The 19,128-nt window shown below is 59.0% G+C and carries 20 protein-coding genes; 9 read left to right on the forward strand and 11 right to left on the reverse strand.

Features of this window, described 5'->3' with window-relative positions; genetic code table 11:
• Window positions 1-13 precede the first annotated feature (13 nt).
• Genes IIC71_07815 through IIC71_07830 form a run of 4 tightly spaced genes read right to left on the reverse strand, consistent with a single transcriptional unit; the run spans window position 14 to window position 5,192 of the window.
• The gene (locus tag IIC71_07815; protein MCH7669090.1) at window positions 14-1,558 is read right to left on the reverse strand and encodes a hydantoinase/oxoprolinase family protein; all 1,545 of its coding nucleotides are present in this window, start codon (window positions 1,556-1,558) and stop codon (window positions 14-16) included.
• Window positions 1,559-1,585: 27 nt separating this feature from the next.
• Window positions 1,586-3,859: a xanthine dehydrogenase family protein gene (locus IIC71_07820; protein MCH7669091.1), complete on the reverse strand. Its 2,274-nt coding sequence runs from the start codon at window positions 3,857-3,859 to the stop codon at window positions 1,586-1,588.
• Window positions 3,856-4,341, reverse strand: a complete 486-nt coding sequence (locus IIC71_07825) for a (2Fe-2S)-binding protein (GenBank protein ID MCH7669092.1) — start codon at window positions 4,339-4,341, stop codon at window positions 3,856-3,858. The genes IIC71_07820 and IIC71_07825 overlap by 4 nt, the downstream gene beginning before the upstream one ends.
• A complete protein-coding gene (locus tag IIC71_07830) occupies window positions 4,338-5,192 on the reverse strand; it encodes an FAD binding domain-containing protein (protein MCH7669093.1) in 855 nt (284 codons plus the stop codon). The genes IIC71_07825 and IIC71_07830 overlap by 4 nt, the downstream gene beginning before the upstream one ends.
• Window positions 5,193-5,398: 206 nt before the next feature.
• On the opposite strand from IIC71_07830, the gene IIC71_07835 reads away from it, so the two are divergent.
• On the forward strand, window positions 5,399-6,475 hold the full coding sequence (locus IIC71_07835) for a DUF917 domain-containing protein (GenBank protein ID MCH7669094.1): 1,077 nt from the start codon (window positions 5,399-5,401) through the stop codon (window positions 6,473-6,475).
• A gap of 258 nt (window positions 6,476-6,733) precedes the next feature.
• On the opposite strand, the gene IIC71_07840 is transcribed toward IIC71_07835, so the two are convergent.
• On the reverse strand, window positions 6,734-7,723 hold the full coding sequence (locus tag IIC71_07840) for an LLM class flavin-dependent oxidoreductase (protein MCH7669095.1): 990 nt from the start codon (window positions 7,721-7,723) through the stop codon (window positions 6,734-6,736).
• 109 nt (window positions 7,724-7,832) lie between these two features.
• On the opposite strand from IIC71_07840, the gene IIC71_07845 reads away from it, so the two are divergent.
• A complete protein-coding gene (locus IIC71_07845; protein MCH7669096.1) occupies window positions 7,833-8,186 on the forward strand; it encodes a nuclear transport factor 2 family protein in 354 nt (117 codons plus the stop codon).
• An 11-nt stretch (window positions 8,187-8,197) separates the two neighbouring features.
• Here IIC71_07845 and IIC71_07850 read toward each other — a convergent pair whose 3' ends face one another.
• The 5 genes from IIC71_07850 to IIC71_07870 all read right to left on the reverse strand — a co-directional run bounded on the left by IIC71_07850 (window position 8,198) and on the right by IIC71_07870 (window position 13,405).
• Entirely contained in the window at window positions 8,198-9,151 is a 954-nt protein-coding gene (locus IIC71_07850) for an ABC transporter ATP-binding protein (GenBank protein MCH7669097.1), read from the reverse strand.
• A complete protein-coding gene (locus IIC71_07855; protein MCH7669098.1) occupies window positions 9,138-10,175 on the reverse strand; it encodes an ABC transporter ATP-binding protein in 1,038 nt (345 codons plus the stop codon). Before IIC71_07855 ends, IIC71_07850 begins: the two co-directional genes overlap by 14 nt.
• Window positions 10,079-10,942, reverse strand: a complete 864-nt coding sequence (locus IIC71_07860; protein ID MCH7669099.1) for an ABC transporter permease — start codon at window positions 10,940-10,942, stop codon at window positions 10,079-10,081. The genes IIC71_07855 and IIC71_07860 overlap by 97 nt, the downstream gene beginning before the upstream one ends.
• Window positions 10,943-10,971: 29 nt before the next feature.
• Window positions 10,972-11,994: an ABC transporter permease gene (locus IIC71_07865; protein MCH7669100.1), complete on the reverse strand. Its 1,023-nt coding sequence runs from the start codon at window positions 11,992-11,994 to the stop codon at window positions 10,972-10,974.
• Window positions 11,995-12,067: 73 nt separating this feature from the next.
• Window positions 12,068-13,405, reverse strand: coding sequence for an ABC transporter substrate-binding protein (locus tag IIC71_07870; GenBank protein MCH7669101.1), 1,338 nt, complete (start codon window positions 13,403-13,405; stop codon window positions 12,068-12,070).
• A 118-nt stretch (window positions 13,406-13,523) separates the two neighbouring features.
• On the opposite strand from IIC71_07870, the gene IIC71_07875 reads away from it, so the two are divergent.
• On the forward strand, window positions 13,524-14,042 hold the full coding sequence (locus tag IIC71_07875) for a hypothetical protein (GenBank protein ID MCH7669102.1): 519 nt from the start codon (window positions 13,524-13,526) through the stop codon (window positions 14,040-14,042).
• Window positions 14,043-14,130: 88 nt separating this feature from the next.
• Window positions 14,131-15,171 (forward strand): Glu/Leu/Phe/Val dehydrogenase, encoded by a 1,041-nt coding sequence (locus IIC71_07880; protein MCH7669103.1) that lies wholly within the window; start codon window positions 14,131-14,133, stop codon window positions 15,169-15,171.
• A gap of 22 nt (window positions 15,172-15,193) precedes the next feature.
• Here IIC71_07880 and IIC71_07885 read toward each other — a convergent pair whose 3' ends face one another.
• Complete coding sequence (locus IIC71_07885; GenBank protein ID MCH7669104.1) at window positions 15,194-15,739, reverse strand: Lrp/AsnC family transcriptional regulator; 546 nt, start codon at window positions 15,737-15,739, stop codon at window positions 15,194-15,196.
• A 227-nt stretch (window positions 15,740-15,966) separates the two neighbouring features.
• Between IIC71_07885 and IIC71_07890 the strand changes: the two genes are divergently transcribed.
• The 5 genes from IIC71_07890 to IIC71_07910 all read left to right on the forward strand — a co-directional run bounded on the left by IIC71_07890 (window position 15,967) and on the right by IIC71_07910 (window position 19,085).
• Complete coding sequence (locus IIC71_07890; GenBank protein MCH7669105.1) at window positions 15,967-17,037, forward strand: alpha-ketoacid dehydrogenase subunit beta; 1,071 nt, start codon at window positions 15,967-15,969, stop codon at window positions 17,035-17,037.
• Window positions 17,022-18,041, forward strand: a complete 1,020-nt coding sequence (locus IIC71_07895; GenBank protein ID MCH7669106.1) for a thiamine pyrophosphate-dependent dehydrogenase E1 component subunit alpha — start codon at window positions 17,022-17,024, stop codon at window positions 18,039-18,041. The genes IIC71_07890 and IIC71_07895 overlap by 16 nt, the downstream gene beginning before the upstream one ends.
• Window positions 18,042-18,236: 195 nt before the next feature.
• The gene (locus tag IIC71_07900) at window positions 18,237-18,428 is read left to right on the forward strand and encodes a type II toxin-antitoxin system VapB family antitoxin (GenBank protein MCH7669107.1); all 192 of its coding nucleotides are present in this window, start codon (window positions 18,237-18,239) and stop codon (window positions 18,426-18,428) included.
• Complete coding sequence (locus IIC71_07905) at window positions 18,425-18,784, forward strand: PIN domain-containing protein (GenBank protein MCH7669108.1); 360 nt, start codon at window positions 18,425-18,427, stop codon at window positions 18,782-18,784. The genes IIC71_07900 and IIC71_07905 overlap by 4 nt, the downstream gene beginning before the upstream one ends.
• Window positions 18,785-18,884: 100 nt before the next feature.
• The gene (locus IIC71_07910; protein MCH7669109.1) at window positions 18,885-19,085 is read left to right on the forward strand and encodes a hypothetical protein; all 201 of its coding nucleotides are present in this window, start codon (window positions 18,885-18,887) and stop codon (window positions 19,083-19,085) included.
• Window positions 19,086-19,128 lie beyond the last annotated feature (43 nt).

The raw sequence follows: 19,128 nt of genomic DNA on the forward strand, positions 1-19,128 counted from the left end.
ACGTCTCCTTTTCTCAAACGCGGAGGTCACCAACAGCCTTGACCCTGACGCGCACTGCGTTGCTTGGAAGATACGCCAGGGGGACCTCCTCTACCTCAACGATCCTGACAGAAGATGGGTCGGCACCGGCATCAATAGCCCGTTCACGAGCTTGCGCCTTGGCTTGTTCAACCGCCTCCTCATGGCGAATGTCCGACAACGAAAAGATGCGGTCTGTCTCACCCCCGACTTGGGCAATAGCCGCACCGATTGCGTTGGCCACCGAAAAGTGTTCGGGACGGACCACACCCGAAGTCCCGGCGATCTCGTCCGTGACTAGTACTCCACCGCCTCCGACAACGATCACAGGGACTGGTTCCGCAGACGTCTTCATCCGATCCACACCATCAGACACGGCGCGCTGGATGCTATCAACGGCAGCTCTTACATAGTCTCGATCGAGGCTCTTTACAAGGCTGGCGTCGCCAATGTCGACCATTCCGGCTGCGACGGCCACATCGGTGGCCGTCAAGGTGTCACCGCCGAACACCAAGGCTCGTGAAGAAAGCTCGTATCCGACGCTATCGGGACCGATGGTGAGATCGTCCGTACCGCCGCGCACAACGCTCCCACCACCGATTCCTAGGGAAAGTACGTCTGGCATCCGAAAATTGGTTCGTACCCCGCCAATATGTACGGTGACGGATGCCTCCCGGGGGAACCCGTTGACCAACATTCCGATGTCGGCTGTGGTTCCGCCAACATCCACCACAGCTGCGTCAGTGAGTTCGCTGAGGAACGCAGCACCACGCATAGAGTTCGTCGGACCCGACGCAAACGTGGCTACCGGGTAGTGCTTCGCGAATTCAGCGTCCATCAATGTGCCGTCGTTCTGGCTGATATAGAGCGGAGCGTCAATCGCGAGCTTGGAGATTGCGACCTGGAAAGCGTCCACGATGCGGCCAGCTAAAGGGCGCAAACAGGCGTTGATGATCGTGGCGTTCTCTCTCTCAAGAAGACCGATTCGGCCGATCTTTTGGGACAGACTCACGACCATGTCGGGAACCTCGGACCGAATCACCGCGGCAGCTTCGACCTCGACCTCACCGTTGACCGGTGAAAACACAGCGGTGATGGCCATCGAGCGAATCCCCTTGGATGCTGCGTCGGCAGCGACACGCTTCAGCTCCTCATAATTGAGCGGGCCGCTCGGGCGACCGTCAAACTCGTGTCCACCGTGGCACAAATAGACATGGTTTCCAATCGCACGTCGCAGCCGGTCCGGCCAGTCGACGAGCGGCAGTACGGCCGTCGTCGCTGGCAGGCCGATGCGCACGGCCGCAGTTGCTGCCAAATGCTTGGCTTCAACAACTGCGTTCGTAAAGTGGGTCGTCCCGATCATGATGCCCGACACTTGGGATGGCACCAGGACCCCATCGTCGATCAGGGACCGCAGTGCTGACACGATTCCTGTCGTCACATCCGGTGTCGTCGGCGTCTTGACGGTTCCAAGAACTCTGCGGTCCTCCATTACAACCGCATCAGTGTTCGTGCCGCCTACGTCAACCCCTACTCGCACTGCGACGACTCCGCGACGACGTTCATCCTATCCATCAAGGGCATCAAGTACCGCTTCGGGAGTGATGGGGATCTCATCGATCGGTCTTCCTATTGCATCTGAAACCGCGTTGGCTATCGCTCCGGCAACCGGCACGATCGGCGGTTCTGCAACCCCCTTCGCCCCGTACGGCCCACCCGAGGTGGCGTGCTCGAGCAGTAAGATTTCAACGTCCGGCACGTCGACAGCCAAAGGTAGTCCGTAAGTTTCCAGGGACCGTTGCAGGTACTTGCCACCATGGATTTGGAGTCGTTCCCAGAGCGCATAGCCTAAACCCTGCGCTACACCACCCTGGACCTGACCCTCCACGCCCACTGGGTTGATAACCTTGCCGACCTCTTGAGCCACGATATACCTCAGGACAGAAACCTTCCCTGTCACCGGGTCGATCTCGACCTCGGCGACGTGAACGTGATACGTCGGCATTGGCCAGACCGGCAGCATCATGCCGGTGGCGCAAGACGGATTGTACGCCGGCGTCGGTGCTCGGTACGAGCCGCTGGCAGCGATCGGGCCACTTGTGAATGTCGCCTGGGTGGCCACGTCAGCAAGAGAAAGCTTTGATGACGGGACGCCCCTGACGTGGACAAAGCCGGCTTCGACCACGACATCCTCTTCGGCCGCCTCAAGCATGTCTGCGGCTGTCTTCACAATCATCTTCTTGACCTGGGCCGTTGCGTTCAACACCGCCCGACCAACGACGTGCGTGGTGCGACTTCCCTGAGATCCGGCGTCGTACGCTGCAACATCCGTGTCAGGCATCGTGACGACAACCTGGTCCGCATCCAGGCCGAGGCCTTCGGCCGCTATCTGGCGTATCGCCATAGTTACAGCGCCCGATCCGTTGTCCGTCGCCGCCGTGATAACCCCCAACGTGCCATCCTCGTTGAGCTTGACCACTGCCTGACCCGGCATGGGATTGGTAAGCCACACCGCGGCCGCGATCCCGACCCCGCGGTAAGGACCCTGTCCGAGTTCTTCCCACGGAACTCGCTCCTCGATCGCATCGAAGGCCTCCCGGAGAATCGATGCATCATCCAGGATCTGACCATTGACCATCCGATCACCATCGGCCGCCAAGACGCTGAGCCGGTATTCGCGACGGTCAACACCGAGCTCGTTGGCAATCTCGTCCATATGCCTCTCGAGTGCAAAAACCAGGTACGTACCACTCACGCCACGAAAAGCCCCAGTCGGAGCTGTGTTGGTGTACACGGATCGGGCCACGATCCGCACGGCTCCGGCCCTGTAGACCGAGCCGAACATGAACAGCGGGATGCTCGTCAGGTACGGAGCATCAATCGCGTACGCACCGCTGTCTATCAGGACATCAATGTCTTGGGCCAGGATCTTGCCATCTTTGTCCAGAGCTGACCGGATCTTGACCACCGCGTTCTCACGGCACGGTGCGGTCAGGAGGTCCTCCTGGCGGTTGTTAACCATCTTGATCGGCCGACCGGTACGCTGGGCAAGTACCGCAGCATATGGCTCCAGCCCGACATCGAGCTTGGCACCAAAGGCGCCTCCAATATGGTGACCAATGACGCGCACCGACGACTTCGCGACCCCAAGTATCTGCGCAACTCGATCGCGGATGTTGAACGGGAACTGGTGCGAGACGTGGATGGTATAACGGCCGGCTTCGAACGTGGCAAGCGCCATCTTCGGTTCGAGATAGGCCTGATACTGTCTCGGAGTACGGTAGGTTCCCTCCACAATGGTATCCGCAATCTCGAATGCGGCCTCCACTTCACCGGGATCAGCTACTACCTCACTCACCAAGTTCCCAGAACGCGGCCACTCGACCCCATCCTTGCTAGCAAATGCCGCCCAACCAGGATGAACAAGTCGCGAATCCGGATCCAACGCCTGCTCCGGCGTCGCGACCGCGTCTTGCTGATCGATTTCGAACTCGATCTTCCTAACCGCCGCCTCAGCGAGTACCGCTGTCTCGGCGACCACCGCTGCCAGCGGCTCCCCCTCATACGAAACATACTCATCAGCAAACAGGGGCATATCGAACAAGACTATGCCACTGCGGGCGTTTGGCACGTCAGCAGCAGTAACTATGTCGATGACACCCTCCATCGCCAACGCAGTCTTGGTGTCTACCGAAACGAGCGCACCTGCGGGCACGGGCGAACGGAGGAGACGCGCATGTGCCATACCGGGGATGCTGAAATCGACGCCAAATACAGCGTTGCCGAGCACTTTCGCCTCTCCGTCACTTCGCGGAGCACGGGAACCGACCGTCACAGTCATGCGTTCTCGGGCGCCACGGCGGCTGCCAATACGGCGTCAACAATCTGACGGTACCCGGTGCATCGACAGATGTTGCCCGAGAGAGCGTCCGTGACTTCCGACCGGTCCGGCATGGGGTTCTCTTCGAGCAACGCGGTGAGAACCATTAGGAAACCTGGTATGCAAAAGCCACACTGCACAGCACCGTGTGCCACGAACTCTTGCTGGAGAGTGCTGAGCGTACCGCCCTGCGAAAGACCCTCGATCGTAGTGACAGCACGACCCTCGAGTGTGGCGGTAGCGAGAAGACAGGAGTCCAGCGGTCTGCCGTCCACAACAACAGTACAAGCGCCGCACTCACCCTCTACACATCCCTCCTTCGTCCCGGTCAGATTGAGTCGATCACGCAACGTAAACAGGAGAGTCTCGCCCGGAGCGACATCGAGCGCACAATCAACGCCGTTGAGGCGGAAGGCGACAAAGACGTTGCTGTCTGTGTTCATAGGAGTGCTGCCTGTCGGCACTGCACTGCAGCTCTTTCAAGGAGGCCTCGAAGCGTGCGTGTCCGGTACGAAGCGGATGCCCGAGCGTCATCGATGGGCGAAGACGCCGATCGGAGTGCCTCGCCAGCGGCATCGAGCGCCGCCGCATCCAGACGCGAGCCGATCAGCACAGCCTCGGCGTCCGGCACCCGCATCGGCGTCGGCCCGACGGAAGAAAGGGCAACCCGAGCCGATGCGACTGAACCGTCCGATGTGAAGCCGAGCCTGACCGCGATACCTACGAGGGCCACCTCCATGGCGCCTCGACGCCCGAGCTTGATGTATACCTCGCCCGCATCCGAGGGGAGCGGCTCAAGATCGATTTCGATCAACAGCTCGTCCGGATCGAGTGCTGTCTTACGACGGTCAAGGAAGAAATCAACCATCGCTACCCGCCGCTTCCCCCGACGAGATGACAACGTGACGAATGCGTCGGCCACCAACAGCGGAGGAGCCGCGTCCGCAGCCGGAGAGGCGTTGCAGATGTTGCCACCTATTGTCCCGGCGGCCTGAGTCTGCCATCCGCCGACCGAGCGTGCGGCACCAGCCAGCGCAGGGAGCGCTGTTTGGAGGAACGGGTCGGTGCCGAGAGTCCGGTGGGTCACCAGTGGACCAAGTTTCGTACGTTCATCGCACGAAAACGTCGCAAGTTGCTCGATTCCCTCGATATGGACAAAGGCCCCGGGGGTGAGCTCGCCGCCTAGAAACTGCGGCATAACATCGGTGCCGCCAGCCAGAACGCATGCGCTGTCGCCCCACTCAGCCAGATGGTTCAACGCTTGATCCAGGTCCTCGGACCGGAGAAAATCCATCCTTGTTAACGCTCTCGTCGTCTGGCGGCCGGTGTCTCTTTTCTGGGTGATGAGCATACACGATGTGGCAGTCGTCGACCACGATATGGTTGCTAGTAACCACTATATGGTTCTCTTCTCCGTCGACGGTCTATGCTAGAACCGCATTGTCGGTGATCACGGAATAATTGCGCTCGGACCCCGTGCATACGGCCCCTTGGAGGAAACTGTTGGTGTGGGAAATCGTCGAAGCAGACCTACTCGCCATATCCATCGGCGCCGGAATCCTGGGCACGGGCGGAGGAGGCAATCCGTACCTTGGATACCTGAGAGCAAGAGAGGCGTTACGCAGCGGTGGCACCGTCCTGGTCATCGACCCGACCGAGATCAAGGACCAGGACCTCCTTGTTGTGGTCGGCGGTATGGGTTCCCCCGTCGTCAGCTACGAAAAGATTGCACAAGGTGGCGAGGAGACAGCCGCAGCCCGCGCACTCGAAACGTACCTCGGACAGAGATTTGACGCGATCGCCCCGTTCGAAATGGGTGGCGGCAACTCCATGGTCCCGATGGTCGTTGCGGCGAACATGCGTATCCCTCTCGTCGACGGGGACGGCATGGGGCGAGCATTTCCCGAGCTACAGATGCTCACATACTTTATATACGGCGGCAGCCCGCAACCGTCCGCGCTCGCCGACGAACGCGGCAACCGGCTCGTGTTTCCGGAGGTGGTCGACGCCCACTGGCTGGAACGGATCGCCCGCGCGGCGACAATCGAAATGGGCGGTCACGCGGGTCTTGCAACTTCAGTTATGCGCGGAGTGTTTTGCAAACGATCCATAATCCCCAACACCCTCAGGCTTGCCCTGTCGATGGGTCGCGCCGTGCTGGACGCGAGACAGACCAAAGCCGACCCGTCGGCCGCAGTGATTGAAGTCGCTGGAGGGATCCGCTACCTGCGGGGAAAAGTATCCGACGTCAGACGCAAAACAACAAAGGGATTCGCCACAGGCCACATGGTTCTCGACGGTGTCGGCGAAGACGTCGGACGTTCCATCCGGATCGAGTTCCAGAATGAGAACCTAGTGATCTGGGAAGACAGCGAGCCTAAGGTCACCGTCCCAGACCTCATCAGTCTCGTAGCGACCGAAACCGGCGAACCGATCACAACCGAGCTGATCCGTTACGGCTTCCGAGCCGACGTTCTCGTCCTGCCGTGCGCCGAGCTCCTAAGAACCGAGAGGGCGCTGGCTGTCGTCGGCCCGCGGGCGTTTGGGTACGAGTTCGATTACGAACCCCTCAGCTAGGGGGCTTCAAGGACCTCACGTCTCGTCGCCTCTCTCTGATTGGAACGTCTCGTACAGCCGTTCGATAACCCTACGCGTTTGTTCAGAGCCCATGCCCTCTCCTCCGAAGTTGTATGGGACGTGAGACGCGACTCTTCAAGATCGTCACTCTTGTCCCGCGATTATCCACGAGTCCGCCCCGTCCGACCGATGTGCCTCGAAACCGCACACCTCTGCCCTCCGGATTCTCGCAGATCGTGATGCGGACACTGACGACTCCTAGAGCCTGGGCATAACGTCGGTGACAGTCATCGCCACGACTTCGTCAATTCGATCGGTTGCGGCGGGAAATAGAGCGACCGAGTCGGCCCCCGCCTCGTAGAAACTAGAAATCTTGTCGGCGCACTCCTGCGCAGTCCCCGCGACCGTAAGATCTTCTACCCATGCGTCCGGCATGCCTGCAAGCACGGCGTCGTAACCGCCGCGGGCAACAAGAGCGTTGAGTTCGTCCGAAATCCCGTACACGTCCGTGAGCGCGTTGGAGCCGTGCTGTTTGTAGAACGAAAGGCTCTGTTTAGCCAACGACCTAGCAGCGCCTCCATCCACATCAACGGCATAGATCGCAAAAACCGTAATTGGATGCTCCCCAGTGCGACCCGCCAGCACCCTGCCTTCGTCGATCCGTTCCTTTGCCCATCTCACATACTCTCGGCTCGCACCGACCGACAGCACTGAACCGTCGGCGATCTCACCTGAGAGTCTCAACATATTCGGCCCTGAAACGCCCATTTGAATTGGAGTAGAGCCACCTCGCTCGGGGTACGAAAGAGTCACGTTGTCAAAAGAAAACACTTCGCCTTGGTGATTCACCGTCTCGCCCCACAGCAGGCTCTTTACGCTAGTGACGCATTCACGCAGGGCCGCCAAAGTCGACCGTGGATACAGACCCATCTGCCGGACCCACGCAGGCACGCCAAGGCCGATCCCCGCGATCAACCGGTTTTCGTGCATTCGAGAGATCGTTGCAAGCTCCATAGCGAGCAGAGCCGGGTGACGTGCAACGGCCGACACAACGCCCAAACCGACAGTCACATGGGAGGTCGCTTCCAGAGCAAGGGTCGCAGCCGAGATACCCCCGGCAAAAAAGAAGTCCTCCGCCAACCAGAATTCATCAAACCCCGATGACTCGGCGGCGGCGGCCGCGGAGGCTATGTTTTCCGGGGCGACGGCACCCCCCATTACCAATCCCAGAGAACGCTTGTGAGTCATCGCGACACTCCTAGGGGTAGGTTTCGAGTGTGTTAGAAGCGAAAATGATATTCTGTGGTCCCCCTTCAGAGACGGAGCAGAGATAGGAGACAAACGAGATGCCCGGGCCATGATCGACCAGATCAGCGCAGCCTACAACTCGGGCGATATCGACGCTCTGGTCGTCCTCTGCCGGCCCGATATCGTTTACTGGAGCGCCGCTGGAGGCTTCCGCGGTGGTGTTGACGCAGTTCGAGAACACCTCGACCTTCTCCATCAGGCGGCGCCCGGCCAGCGGATGAGGACCAAGACCGTCGTTGCAGGTGAGGACCTGGTCGTCGCCGAATTCGAGGTCACCGGGACAAACCTTGCCGAGGAGGGCTATTCGATCAACTTCACCGCGGTGCTTGAGTTGCACAATGGTCGTGTCGCGACGGCGACGATCTACTTTGATCCTGAAGAAATCGAACGGGCTTTGACATAAAGTGGCGATCGTCACACGCCTCCGTTGATGTGAGGCACCGCAAAACACTCAACATGATGCCCTTGCGAGGAAAGCTCGAGCGTCGGTTCCTCGATCTTGCAGCGGTCGTGGACCAGGACGCATCTGTCTTGGAATGAGCATCCCACGGGCACGTCTGATGGATGTGGAGTCTCACCCTCAAGCACTATGCGCTCGGTGCGGTTGGCAGGGTCGATCGACGGAACAGCCGACAATAAGGCCTTGGTGTAAGGGTGCTGAGGAGACTCGAACACCTGCTCTGTGTCGGCGACCTCCACAATTCGGCCGAGATACATGACCGCAACGCGATGAGCGATGCGCCTGACAGTGCTGAGGTCATGACTGATGAGCAGATACGCAACGTTGCGTTCCGATTGAATATGGCGCAGCAGCGAGATAATCTTGCCCCTAATTGATTGATCGAGTGATGATGTAGGCTCGTCGAGCACGATGAGTTCCGGGTCGCTCATTAGCGCCCTCGCTATGGCGACCCGCTGCTGCTGACCACCGGACAGCTCTCGCGGAAGCCGACTCTTGTGCTCCGGACCAAGACCCACGAGGCGCAGGACCTCGTCCACCTTCCCCTCGATCTCGGAGCGACTGCCACCAATCATCAGTCGGCGAGGCTCTCGAATGGTGGATCCTGAACTAAACCGCGGGTTCAGTGATGTATCGGGATGTTGGAACACCATCTGTATCCGGCCTCGTGATCCGCCCGACGCCAGCTGTTCCTCTAACGGTCGGCCGTCGAAGATGACCTCGCCAGAGGTCGGAGACTGCAATCCGACGACGACACGACCCAAAGTTGTCTTGCCACACCCGGACTCTCCAACGAGCGCCACCGTCTCACCAACGTTGACATCAAGAGTGACTCCGCGCAGCGCCGGTACCGACCTGGAGCCCTGGGAAAAGACCTTGTGCAATCGGCGGATTTCAAGAAGAGACAATCCGGCCCTCCTTGTTCAGAAAACAGGCCGAATAGTGGCCGTCACCCACGGCGTACTGCGGAGGAAAGTCGTTGCATGCATCGTACGCGACGGGGCACCGAGCGGAGAATCTGCAGCCCGTCAGGGCGAAGTTGACCCCGAGGTCTGCAACTCGATGATCGTTCTCTGTGTACACAGCTTCGAGTAAATAACGCGTGTAGGGATGCTCCGCGTCATCGAGAAGCTCGGTGACGCCAGCCGTCTCCATCACCTGCCCCCCGTACATTACCGACACGCGGTCGCACATTTCGGCTACCGCAGCCAAGTCGTGCGTGATGAACAACACTCCGCACCCGATTTCCTCGACGAGCGACCGGATCAGATCGAAGATCTGCGCCTGAATGGTCACATCAAGTGCCGTCGTCGGCTCGTCGGCAATTAGCAGGCGGGGACGACAAGCGAGTGCCATTGCGATCATGACCCTCTGGCACATTCCGCCCGACAGCTGATGGGGATATGCGCGTGCGACCCGTTGGGCGCCCGAGATCCCGACGCGAGTGAGCATCTCCAAGGCACCGGCCCTCGCATCCTTCTTGCTCGAACCCCGGTTAATTTCAAGAATTCGGGCAACTTGACGGCCAACGTTCATCGTGGGGTTGAGGGCGCTGCGGGCGTGCTGAAAGATCATCGCGATGTCCCCCGAGGACCGCTCGAAAGTCGCCCGAGCGCTCGTTAGATCGCGCCCGTCGAGCCGAATGGTACCGCCGCGACGTTCAATACCTCTGGGCAACAGCCCCATAACGGCCAGCGCCGCCATCGTCTTTCCAGAACCTGACTCACCGACGATTCCGAGGATCTCGCCGGGTTCGATGCTGAACGCTACGTCGCGTAGCAGCAGGTGAGGCGCGCCCGCAACACCGATGTCAAGGCCGGTGACTTCGAGGAGGCTCAGAATGTCTCCCCGCCACCGAACTCGTCGCCGATAAAATGAAAGGCCATGATGGACAGGACGATCATGGCACCGGGGAAGAAAGACGTCCACCATTCCCCAGTGATGATGTCTTTGGCCCCTTCCCCCACCATGACTCCCCACTCGGCCGTCGGTGGTTGGATACCTACGCTTAAAAACGACAAGCCGGCGACCGTCAGGACTGCATAACCGGTCACCAAGGTAGCGCCGACTATCGACGGCGCCAGAGCGTTTGGGAGCACATGACGAAACGCGACTCGCATGGGTGTGTTGCCAGCGAGAAGGGCCCCGTCAACGTATTCGAGTTCGCGCTCTCTGAGCACTTGGCCCCTGGTCAACCGGATGAAATACGGCACGAAAGAAACTGAAACGGCAAAGACCACGTTGGGAATCGATTCGCTGAGTGCCGCGACAAGAACCAGCGCAAGCACAAACCCGGGAAACGCCAGCACCACGTCGGTTAGCCGCATGATGATCTCATCGGTAACTCCACCGAAGTAGCCGGAAATCACTCCTATCGTTGAACCGATCGCCAAGGCAATCGACGCGATGATGAGCCCCATCGTGAGATCGAGCCGGGCGGCGTGCACCGCACGCGCAAACACGTCTCGCCCGAACTGATCAGTGCCAAACCAATGCTGGGCGGACGGCGCTCGGAACGTGTTGGCCGGATCCGTCGACAATGGATCTCCGACTAGTAACGGGCCAATGACTGCCAGCCCGACAAACAAGAACAACAGCGAAATGCCGATGACGAGCAAAGGTTTTCGCCGTGCCAATACACGAAGCCGCCGCACCGATGTCTGTACTTCCTCGGCCGGGAATTCTCGTGGAACGAACACGGGCTGACGTTCCGGCACGGGCGACCCACTCACGCTTCGGTCCTATCGAAACGGATTCGAGGGTCAGCCAGTGCATATGCGATGTCCACAAAAATGTTGAGGATCACATAGAGGACACCCACCATGATCACAAACCCTTGGAGCGATTCGAGATCGCGCGTCGAAATCGCCTCGAAGGCATACCTGCCCACACCCGGCCAGGCGAACAGAAACTCCACAATGATGTTCCCCCCAAGCATGAAACCGAACACGATTCCGATCATCGTGATCACCGGAATCAGCGCATTCCGCAGGCCATCCACGAATAACGTCTGTCTCCGAGAGACGCCGAGAGCCTTGGCCGTTCTCACGAAATCGCTGTCCAAAGCCTCAATCATCGACACCCGGACCATTTTCAGGATGGGCGCGGCGAGGACAAACGCCAACGTGAACACGGGAAGCGCCAGGTATCGCGCGGCCTCCCACGCAACGTCGAACCTGCCAGAGAGTACGCCGTCGATGGTGTAGAGGCCGGTGAAAGTAGGCGGCGGTTCTGTGCCGACCGCGAGCCTACCGATGGGTCCAGGGAACCATCCAAGCCGGAACGCGAAGAAGTAGATCGCCATGAGACCAAGCCAAAACAGAGCCATAGCTGACCCGACAACAGAAAAAGCGCGCGCAACGTTGTCGATCCAAGAACCGTGTTTGGCGGCGGCCAGGACCCCCAGCGGAACACCGACAATCGTCGCCAATAGGACCGAGTAGAGCGCCAGCTCGAGGGACGCGGGCAACCGGGCGAACAGCTCCCCGCGCACCGGCTGGTCTGTCCGGACGGAAACCCCCAGATCACCACGCACAATGCCAGACATGTAGTCAACGAATTGAGCCGGCAGCGGGTCGTTCAGTCCGTATCGATCCGCTATTTGTTCGATACGCTCGGGCGTCGCATACGGCCCCGCTCGCAGCGAAGCGCCATCACCAGGAACGATACGGACGATGAAAAATACGACAACCACAATCCCGAAAACCGTGAGAAGGCTGGCTCCCAGCCGATTCAGAATGTACCGTCGCATTCTTGCATCCAGTCAATCGGTAGGCGGTGTGGCCGTGCACAGGCACGTCCACACCGCTTCTATGCTCGAAATGCTAACTCTTTGACAAGAACTCGAAACGTGGAACTTGCGTAAAGTCCTTCGTGACGCCGGTTACATTCGCTCGTGTCGCCAAACTCCAGTCTGCAGCCCACAGGTAGATCCGGTTTGCGTCCTGAACCATTAGCTGTTGAGCTTCCAATCCGAGGGCACCGCGGCGTGCCGGATCTGTTTCGAACGTTCCTTCGGCGATGACCTCGTCGAGGCGCTCGTTGCAGGCGCCGACGAAGTTCGTGAACGCACCACACTTCGCGAGGAACGTGAGTTGGTAGAACGGGTCGTCACCCCAAGAGAACCACTCGTGGAAGAACATTGCGAGCTCTCTGGCATCCCGCTTGCCCGCGAATTCACCGTCTGGTAGCACATTGATCTTGATAGTGATTCCGATCTCGCGTAGTGCATCCTGGATGAATACCGCAGCCTGTTGATCCTGAGAACGCGAGTTCTGAACAGCGAGTTCGACTTCAAACGGTGCAACGCCCGATGCTGCCATCAACTCCTTGGCCTTCTCGATATCGTTGGTGTACACGCCGGCACCCGCGCCGTCGAACGTCTCCATGTTCGAGGTAATCAGCGTTCCTGCCGGCGAAGCCAGCCCAAACATGACGTTGTCGATCAAAGCCTCGTACGGAATGGCGTACGAGATTGCCTGACGAACTTGTACGTTTGCCAAGTTTGGCTCAGCGTCTGGGTTCAACCCGATGTAGTTGATGCCCGTCGATGGCGCTGAATACACGCGCACATTCGCGTCTGTGCGGAGTTGATCCAAGAGTCGCGGCGGAAGTCCAGCTGCAACATCAATATCACCGTTTTGGAGCAGCAATGCTCTTTGTGCGGCGTCCGGAACGTTGCGAATCACTATGCCACTGTTGGCGACCTCACCAGGCCAGCCGGGGTTAGGATCGAGGATTACCTCGCCCTTCGCCTGATCCCAATTCTTCAACAAGTAGGGACCCGATGCGTTGGCATTCGTCGTGAAGTAGTCAAAAGCCCAGGGATCGTCCGTCGTGCCCTTTTCGGCGGCTAGAGATTCCTGAATGGGACCAAACACCTGGAACGTCATGAATCGATCAAACAACGCAGTCGGCTCATTTGGAGTAATCGTGAAGGTCAGATCGTCCACTACCTGGAACGAATTCGATGAGTCGATCGCAATGAAAGGCAGGAGCAGCGGGATATAGCTTGCCGGGGCCTCGATACTCCGTGTGAGCATGTACACCGCATCGGCTGCCTTGATCGGATCGCCATTAGCGAATTTCGCATCCGGTTTGAGCACGAAGGTCGCCGTTCCGTCGGCGGCGACATCGAATGACTCCAGAAGCGGTCCTGGCACGACCTCAGTCGTCCCGATACGCGCGCCTCCCTCGTCAACATATACCTGGTCCAGCAATGGCTGATACAGAGCTCTCGTTACAGCGTACGCGCCCGTGCTCCGAAAGAGGTGCGGTTCGATGAGATTGATATCCGTCGACAACGAAATCACGATCGGCTCTAACGTTGGCGCCGGTGGCGAGGTGGTAGTTGTGGCGGGTGCGGTGGTACCAGTCTCAGGTGCCTCGGTGGACGACGTCGGTGTCTCGCTGCTGGCTGCTGTTGACGTCGTGGCGCCCTCAGAGCCATCACTTGAACATGCTGCAGCGACCAACACCAACACCATGAACATTCCGGCAAGCAGCTTCAATCGGTGGACTTTCTTCTTTGCCATCATCATCTCCCAGTGTCGAATCGGCGCATTTCTTCACTACTCAGTGAGTGAAGATTTTCACATGATAGACGAACATTTCAAATGTTGGACGAAATTTCTTGCGACGTCCGCATACTCGCTGACGCTGCTCGACCTCGATGACCCCGAACAGCCGATGCCGCTTTGCGCTGTCCACACAAACCAGAGAGACCAGTCGAGCACTCACAATATAGTTGACTACTCATTCGCCGAGTCAAACGCCTGCATGATGGACGATGAGAAGTAGAGTCTCTAGAGTGACTTTCCGTCAGGCTCCACCGATCACACAACCGACCGGGTGGTGGCAATGAGACCCGAAACGAGAGGGTTCCCGCATGGTTCAGCTCATTGACGTAGACACATTCGGCTACGAGCGTGTGGTTCACATAGCCGACTCTGGCACAGGCCTCGAAGGATTCATTTCGATCCACTCAAGCAAGAGAGGCCCAGCCCTCGGGGGTCTTCGATTTCTCCCCTACGTCAACCACGAGGAGGCTCTGGCCGACGTTCTACGCCTTTCCGAAACGATGACTTACAAAGCAGCCGCCGCCGGATTACCGTTCGGAGGCGGGAAGGCGGTGATAATCGGCGATCCTCAGTGGGACAAAACTCCCGAGTTGCTCGCCGAATTCGGCCGGGCAGTTGACATGCTCAACGGTCACTACATCACCGCCGAAGATGTCGGCACTTCGGTCGAAGACATTGCCGTTGTGGCGCAGGCTACTCGATGGGTAGCGGGCCTCCCATCCAATCAAGGAGGGTCGGATGATCCTTCCCCCGCGACGGCGGAAGGTGTGCTATTCGCGATGAGAGCCGTAGCGCGATTCTTTTGGGGCGAAGAGACCCTTCGGGGTTGCAGGGTGTTAGTCCAGGGCGTCGGCAAGGTCGGGGGGGCGCTCACCGAAATGCTCCTGAACGCCGGGGCGCATGTTGTCATCGCCGACGTAGACACCGTGCGGGTTGAGGCGGTCCGGCGGGACACGCCCAGCGTCGAGATAGCGGACGCTGAGTCCTGCCTGGTCATCGACTGTGACATCCTCGCACCGTGTGCCCTCGGCGGGATCCTCTCACAGTCGGTGGTACCCGACCTTCGCTGCAAGGCGATCGTTGGTTCGGCCAACAACCAACTGCGGACGCACGATGTCGGCGCCGCGATAGCCGAACGTGAAATCGCATACATACCCGACTTCATCGCCAACGCCGGCGGAATCATCAACATCGCATCGGAGTTTGGATACACGAATTCGGACGTGTCCCTCGCCCTACAGCGGATCGGCGAGACGGCTGACCGGCTGCTGAGAGACTGCTTTACGGCCAAAATATCCACCCACCAGTCGGCCATCGCACTCGCGCAACGTGCAATCGACGGCGGTTAGCTCGGGCTTGAGGCCGCGTACGCTACCCGGAGCCGACACTGGAAACATCGCCGTCATCCTCCGCGAGAATGGTGTTCCCAAGGGTAGGAGGCTGCTCGTAGTGTCCAAGGCTAAGCATCGTCTCGCCATGCCGGAATCCGGGGATCTCCCATATCTTGCCTAACAACAACCGCTCGAGGTGTTTGTGATTGGTAGCTCGCATATGCAGCAGCAGGTCCCATCGCCCAGTTACGATGTGGACCGACGAGACCTCCCTGATCTCTAATAGCGAATCGATTGTGCCCAACAACGAGACACCCTGCTCTACCTGAAGCCCTATGAGCAGCTGAAGATCGTAGCCCAACGCTTGTTGAGAAATCTCCGCCCGATACCCGACAATTACGCCACTCAACTCAAGCTTCGCGATGCGCTCAGTGACAGCACCGGGTGACATCTCAATTTCTCTGGCGATCGAACGAGCTGAGCGTCGAGCGTCCCCTTGGAGGATCTCGAGGATCTTGAAGTCAACTGTGTCGAGAACGATCGATTCCGACGTGAATGCGCCAGGTTGAGCATGTTGGTCGGTCATGGGGTCATCCTCGGGTGGCTGCGTTGCGTGATGGTAGCAGTGCGCCCAATTGCCCACGCAGGCTGAGACAGGCCGTTGCCCCAACTCGCTGCCACGTTCTATGTCTCAGCAGCGGCGCAACCTCCCGCGGAAGGCAACAGCCCGGTCGTGACACAACAACCAGTAGAACGTTCGTGCAGTGAATTGCTATGTCGCCTATCGATTGTCCCGTATAGTATGGTATCTAGATGTTGAACGTCACGTCATTCGGAGAATCGGAGGTCGATTCCCGCGGATGGTTCGACGATCCTCCAAAACACAGCGACACCATCGCTCACGAACCGAAACGCCCCACATACTTGCACGCTATCAATGTCGCCCTCGACGACTCGCTGGCGTCAGACCGGGCGGTTGTACTGCTCGGTGAGGACATTGGGGAGATGGGCGGTGCTTTTAGGGTTACCGCCGGCCTTCTGGACAAATACGGACCGGACCGGGTAATTGATACGCCGATGTCAGAGTCCGCAATCGTTGGCGCCGCAATCGGCATGGCGGTCGAGGGCCTGAAACCGATCGTCGAGTTACAATTCGCCGACTTCATCTCATGCGCGTACGACCAGTTGGTGACCCAAGCGGCGAAGCTCCACTACCGATTTGGAATAGCTGTACCCATGGTCGTCAGGGCACCTTCGGGAGGAGGTGTCGGCGCTGGTCCATTTCACTCACAAAGCCCGGAGGGGATATTCGCCCACATTCCTGGCTTGAAGGTTGTCTGCCCGGGATCAGTGCAGGACGCGTACGACCTCATGCGGGCGGCCGTCCACGATCCGAACCCAGTTATCTTTTTCGAGCACAAGGCCCTCTATCGGTCGCTGCGCGGTGAGTTGGTTAGACGTCTTCCGCCGGCTAATTGGACAGGGAACTCCAAACGAGTGAGGCTCGGCAGGGATGTCACGATCGTGACGTACGGGGCAATGGTCCGCGCGACCATGCAAGCGGCGGTGTCGCTGTCACAGCAAGGAATCGATGCTGAGGTCTTAGACATTATGAGTATTTCGCCGCTCGACACGGAACCCATCCTGCGATCGGTGGAGAAAACTTCGCGCCTCGTTGTGGTACACGAGGACACGATCAGCGGTGGAATCGGTGCTGAAATCGCTGCCCGCGTAAGCGGCGCAGCCTTCTTTTTCCTAGACGCACCAATCGTCAGGATCGCCGCCCCGGACACTCCGGTCCCACTGGCGCGCACCCTTGAGGAGGCATACATCCCCTCAGTTGCGCGAATCACCGACGGAGTCATCGCATGCGTACGGGTCTGAGTCCAGCCGGTCAGGATCACGGAGATCTGTCCGTACCTATCGAGGTGGCGACCTATCTATATCGCACAATGGTGCTGTCGCGAGCGATCGAGAACAGGATTCGAGTGCTCTATCAGCAGTCGATTCTGCGGGGAAGAGTGATATCGGGCCGTGGCCAGGAGGCGATACCGGTCGGTGCGACATTCGCCATGCAGGATCGCGACATCATTGCCCCTGTCCACAGAGATCTCGGAGCCCACCTCGTGCGGGGAACCACGGCGGCAACAGTCTTTCGCCACTACCTCGGAGCTGTGGACGGTCCGTCGCGCGGCAGAGACGGTGACATTCACTTCGGAGAATGGGATAAAGGTGTGTTCCCAATGGTCTCTCACCTGCCGGATTCTTGGCCGGTTGCTGTCGGGATGGCTTTAGCGTTCAAGCTCAGGGGAGAACCGAGAGTTGCGCTCGCCTTCTGCGGCGACGGAGCAACCTCGAATGGCGTGTGGCACGAGGCCATGAATTTCGCCGCGGTGTTCGAAGTACCGATCGTATTCGTCATTGAAAACAACCAGTACGCCTATTCGACGCCCACAGCCCGCCAATTCAAGGTGGAACGGCTTGCCGACCGAGCGGCCGCCTACGGAATGCCCGGAATTCGGATCGATGGGAACAACGTTCTCGAGGTTTACGCCGAGACTCGTGCGGCCGTAGAAAACGCAAGAGCCGGAGGCGGACCTAGTCTCATAGAAGCGATGACGATGCGAATGGATGGCCACGCAATACACGACAGTGCGTCCTACGTCCCAGCAAAACTTCTCGAGCGTTGGGAACAGCGCGACCCCATTCAGCAGATGCGACACAGGTTGGAGACCTCGGGGGTCGGCGGGTCTCAACTCGATGAGTGGGATAGGTGGGCAACACAACACGTCAAGGACGCGGTGAAGCTCGCCCAAACGTCGCCACCGCCAGACGCGACGACCGTAACGGAGGGGGTGTATGCGGAAGCTCTGCCAGCGTCCGATTGAGCGACGCCTACGCGCCGGGGATCCGCGGTCGCGGCCTTCCGGTGCTAGCGACAACGATGCTGGCTGCAGACCGGCACCCAGAGACAGAGTCGGCACCCAATTTTTTGATTCGAGGGAGGAGTAGCCGAGGAAAATGAGACTCCCGACTGAGAAAACCCTTGACCGGATACATACGTCCCATGCATACTGATACATATGAGAACGACACTCAACATTGATGAGAACATCCTGGCCGAGGCCTCCAGACTCACCGGCGTTACGGAAAAAACCGCGCTCGTCCGAATGGGGCTCGAAGCGTTGATCCGCCGAGAGAGCGCCCTCCGACTCGCGGCCCTCGGCGGATCCCAGCCGACACTGCGTCCGGTTTCGCGCCGCAGACCTTCGTGAACGTCCTCGTCGACACGTCGATTTGGATCGACCACCTGCGCCGTTCCCACGCCGGGCTTCGCTCGCTGCTCGAAGATGATGTCGTCGTCACGCACGCATTCGTCCTCGGGGAACTGGTTCTCGGTGGTCTCAGCGACTCAACAAGAACCGATCTGGAACGATTGCGCCGCGTCGAGGACGTCTCGCATGACGAAGCCATGCACTTCGTCGAAACAAACAACATCGCGGGAAGTGGTGTGGGTTGGGTCGATATCCATCTGCTCGCAACGTCCCTCGTCAACGGATGTCTCCTTTGGACCAAGGATCGTGCACTTGCAAACGCCGCTCAAAACATCCAAGTCGCCTACCAGGCGTAACCGCGTTCATCAGACGCTGGATCTCCCGCTCCTCACCGTGACAACCAATAGTGTCGCACCAACTTGATACGTTCGCATTGAGGACAGAGGGAAGTCAGTGATGACCATCATCACATATGAAGAAACCGTTGGAGTCATGCAGCAGGCTGCCGACAGGCGAGGCATGACACTTGAGCAGTTCTTTGCAAGCGGTCAAGGAGACGTGCACGCGGCGCGCCTCATCCACAATCTCCGGGCCCACTTTGGGAACGCGCTGTTCGACGAAGAGCTCGACGACATCCTCGATTGGTCCGCCGAGTGACTGTGAGTTGCGACCGCGCCTGTCCACCACTGCTGAGAAAATC

The organism is Acidobacteriota bacterium (assembly GCA_022562055.1).
Lineage (GTDB): Bacteria > Actinomycetota > Acidimicrobiia > Spongiisociales > UBA5794 > BMS3BBIN02.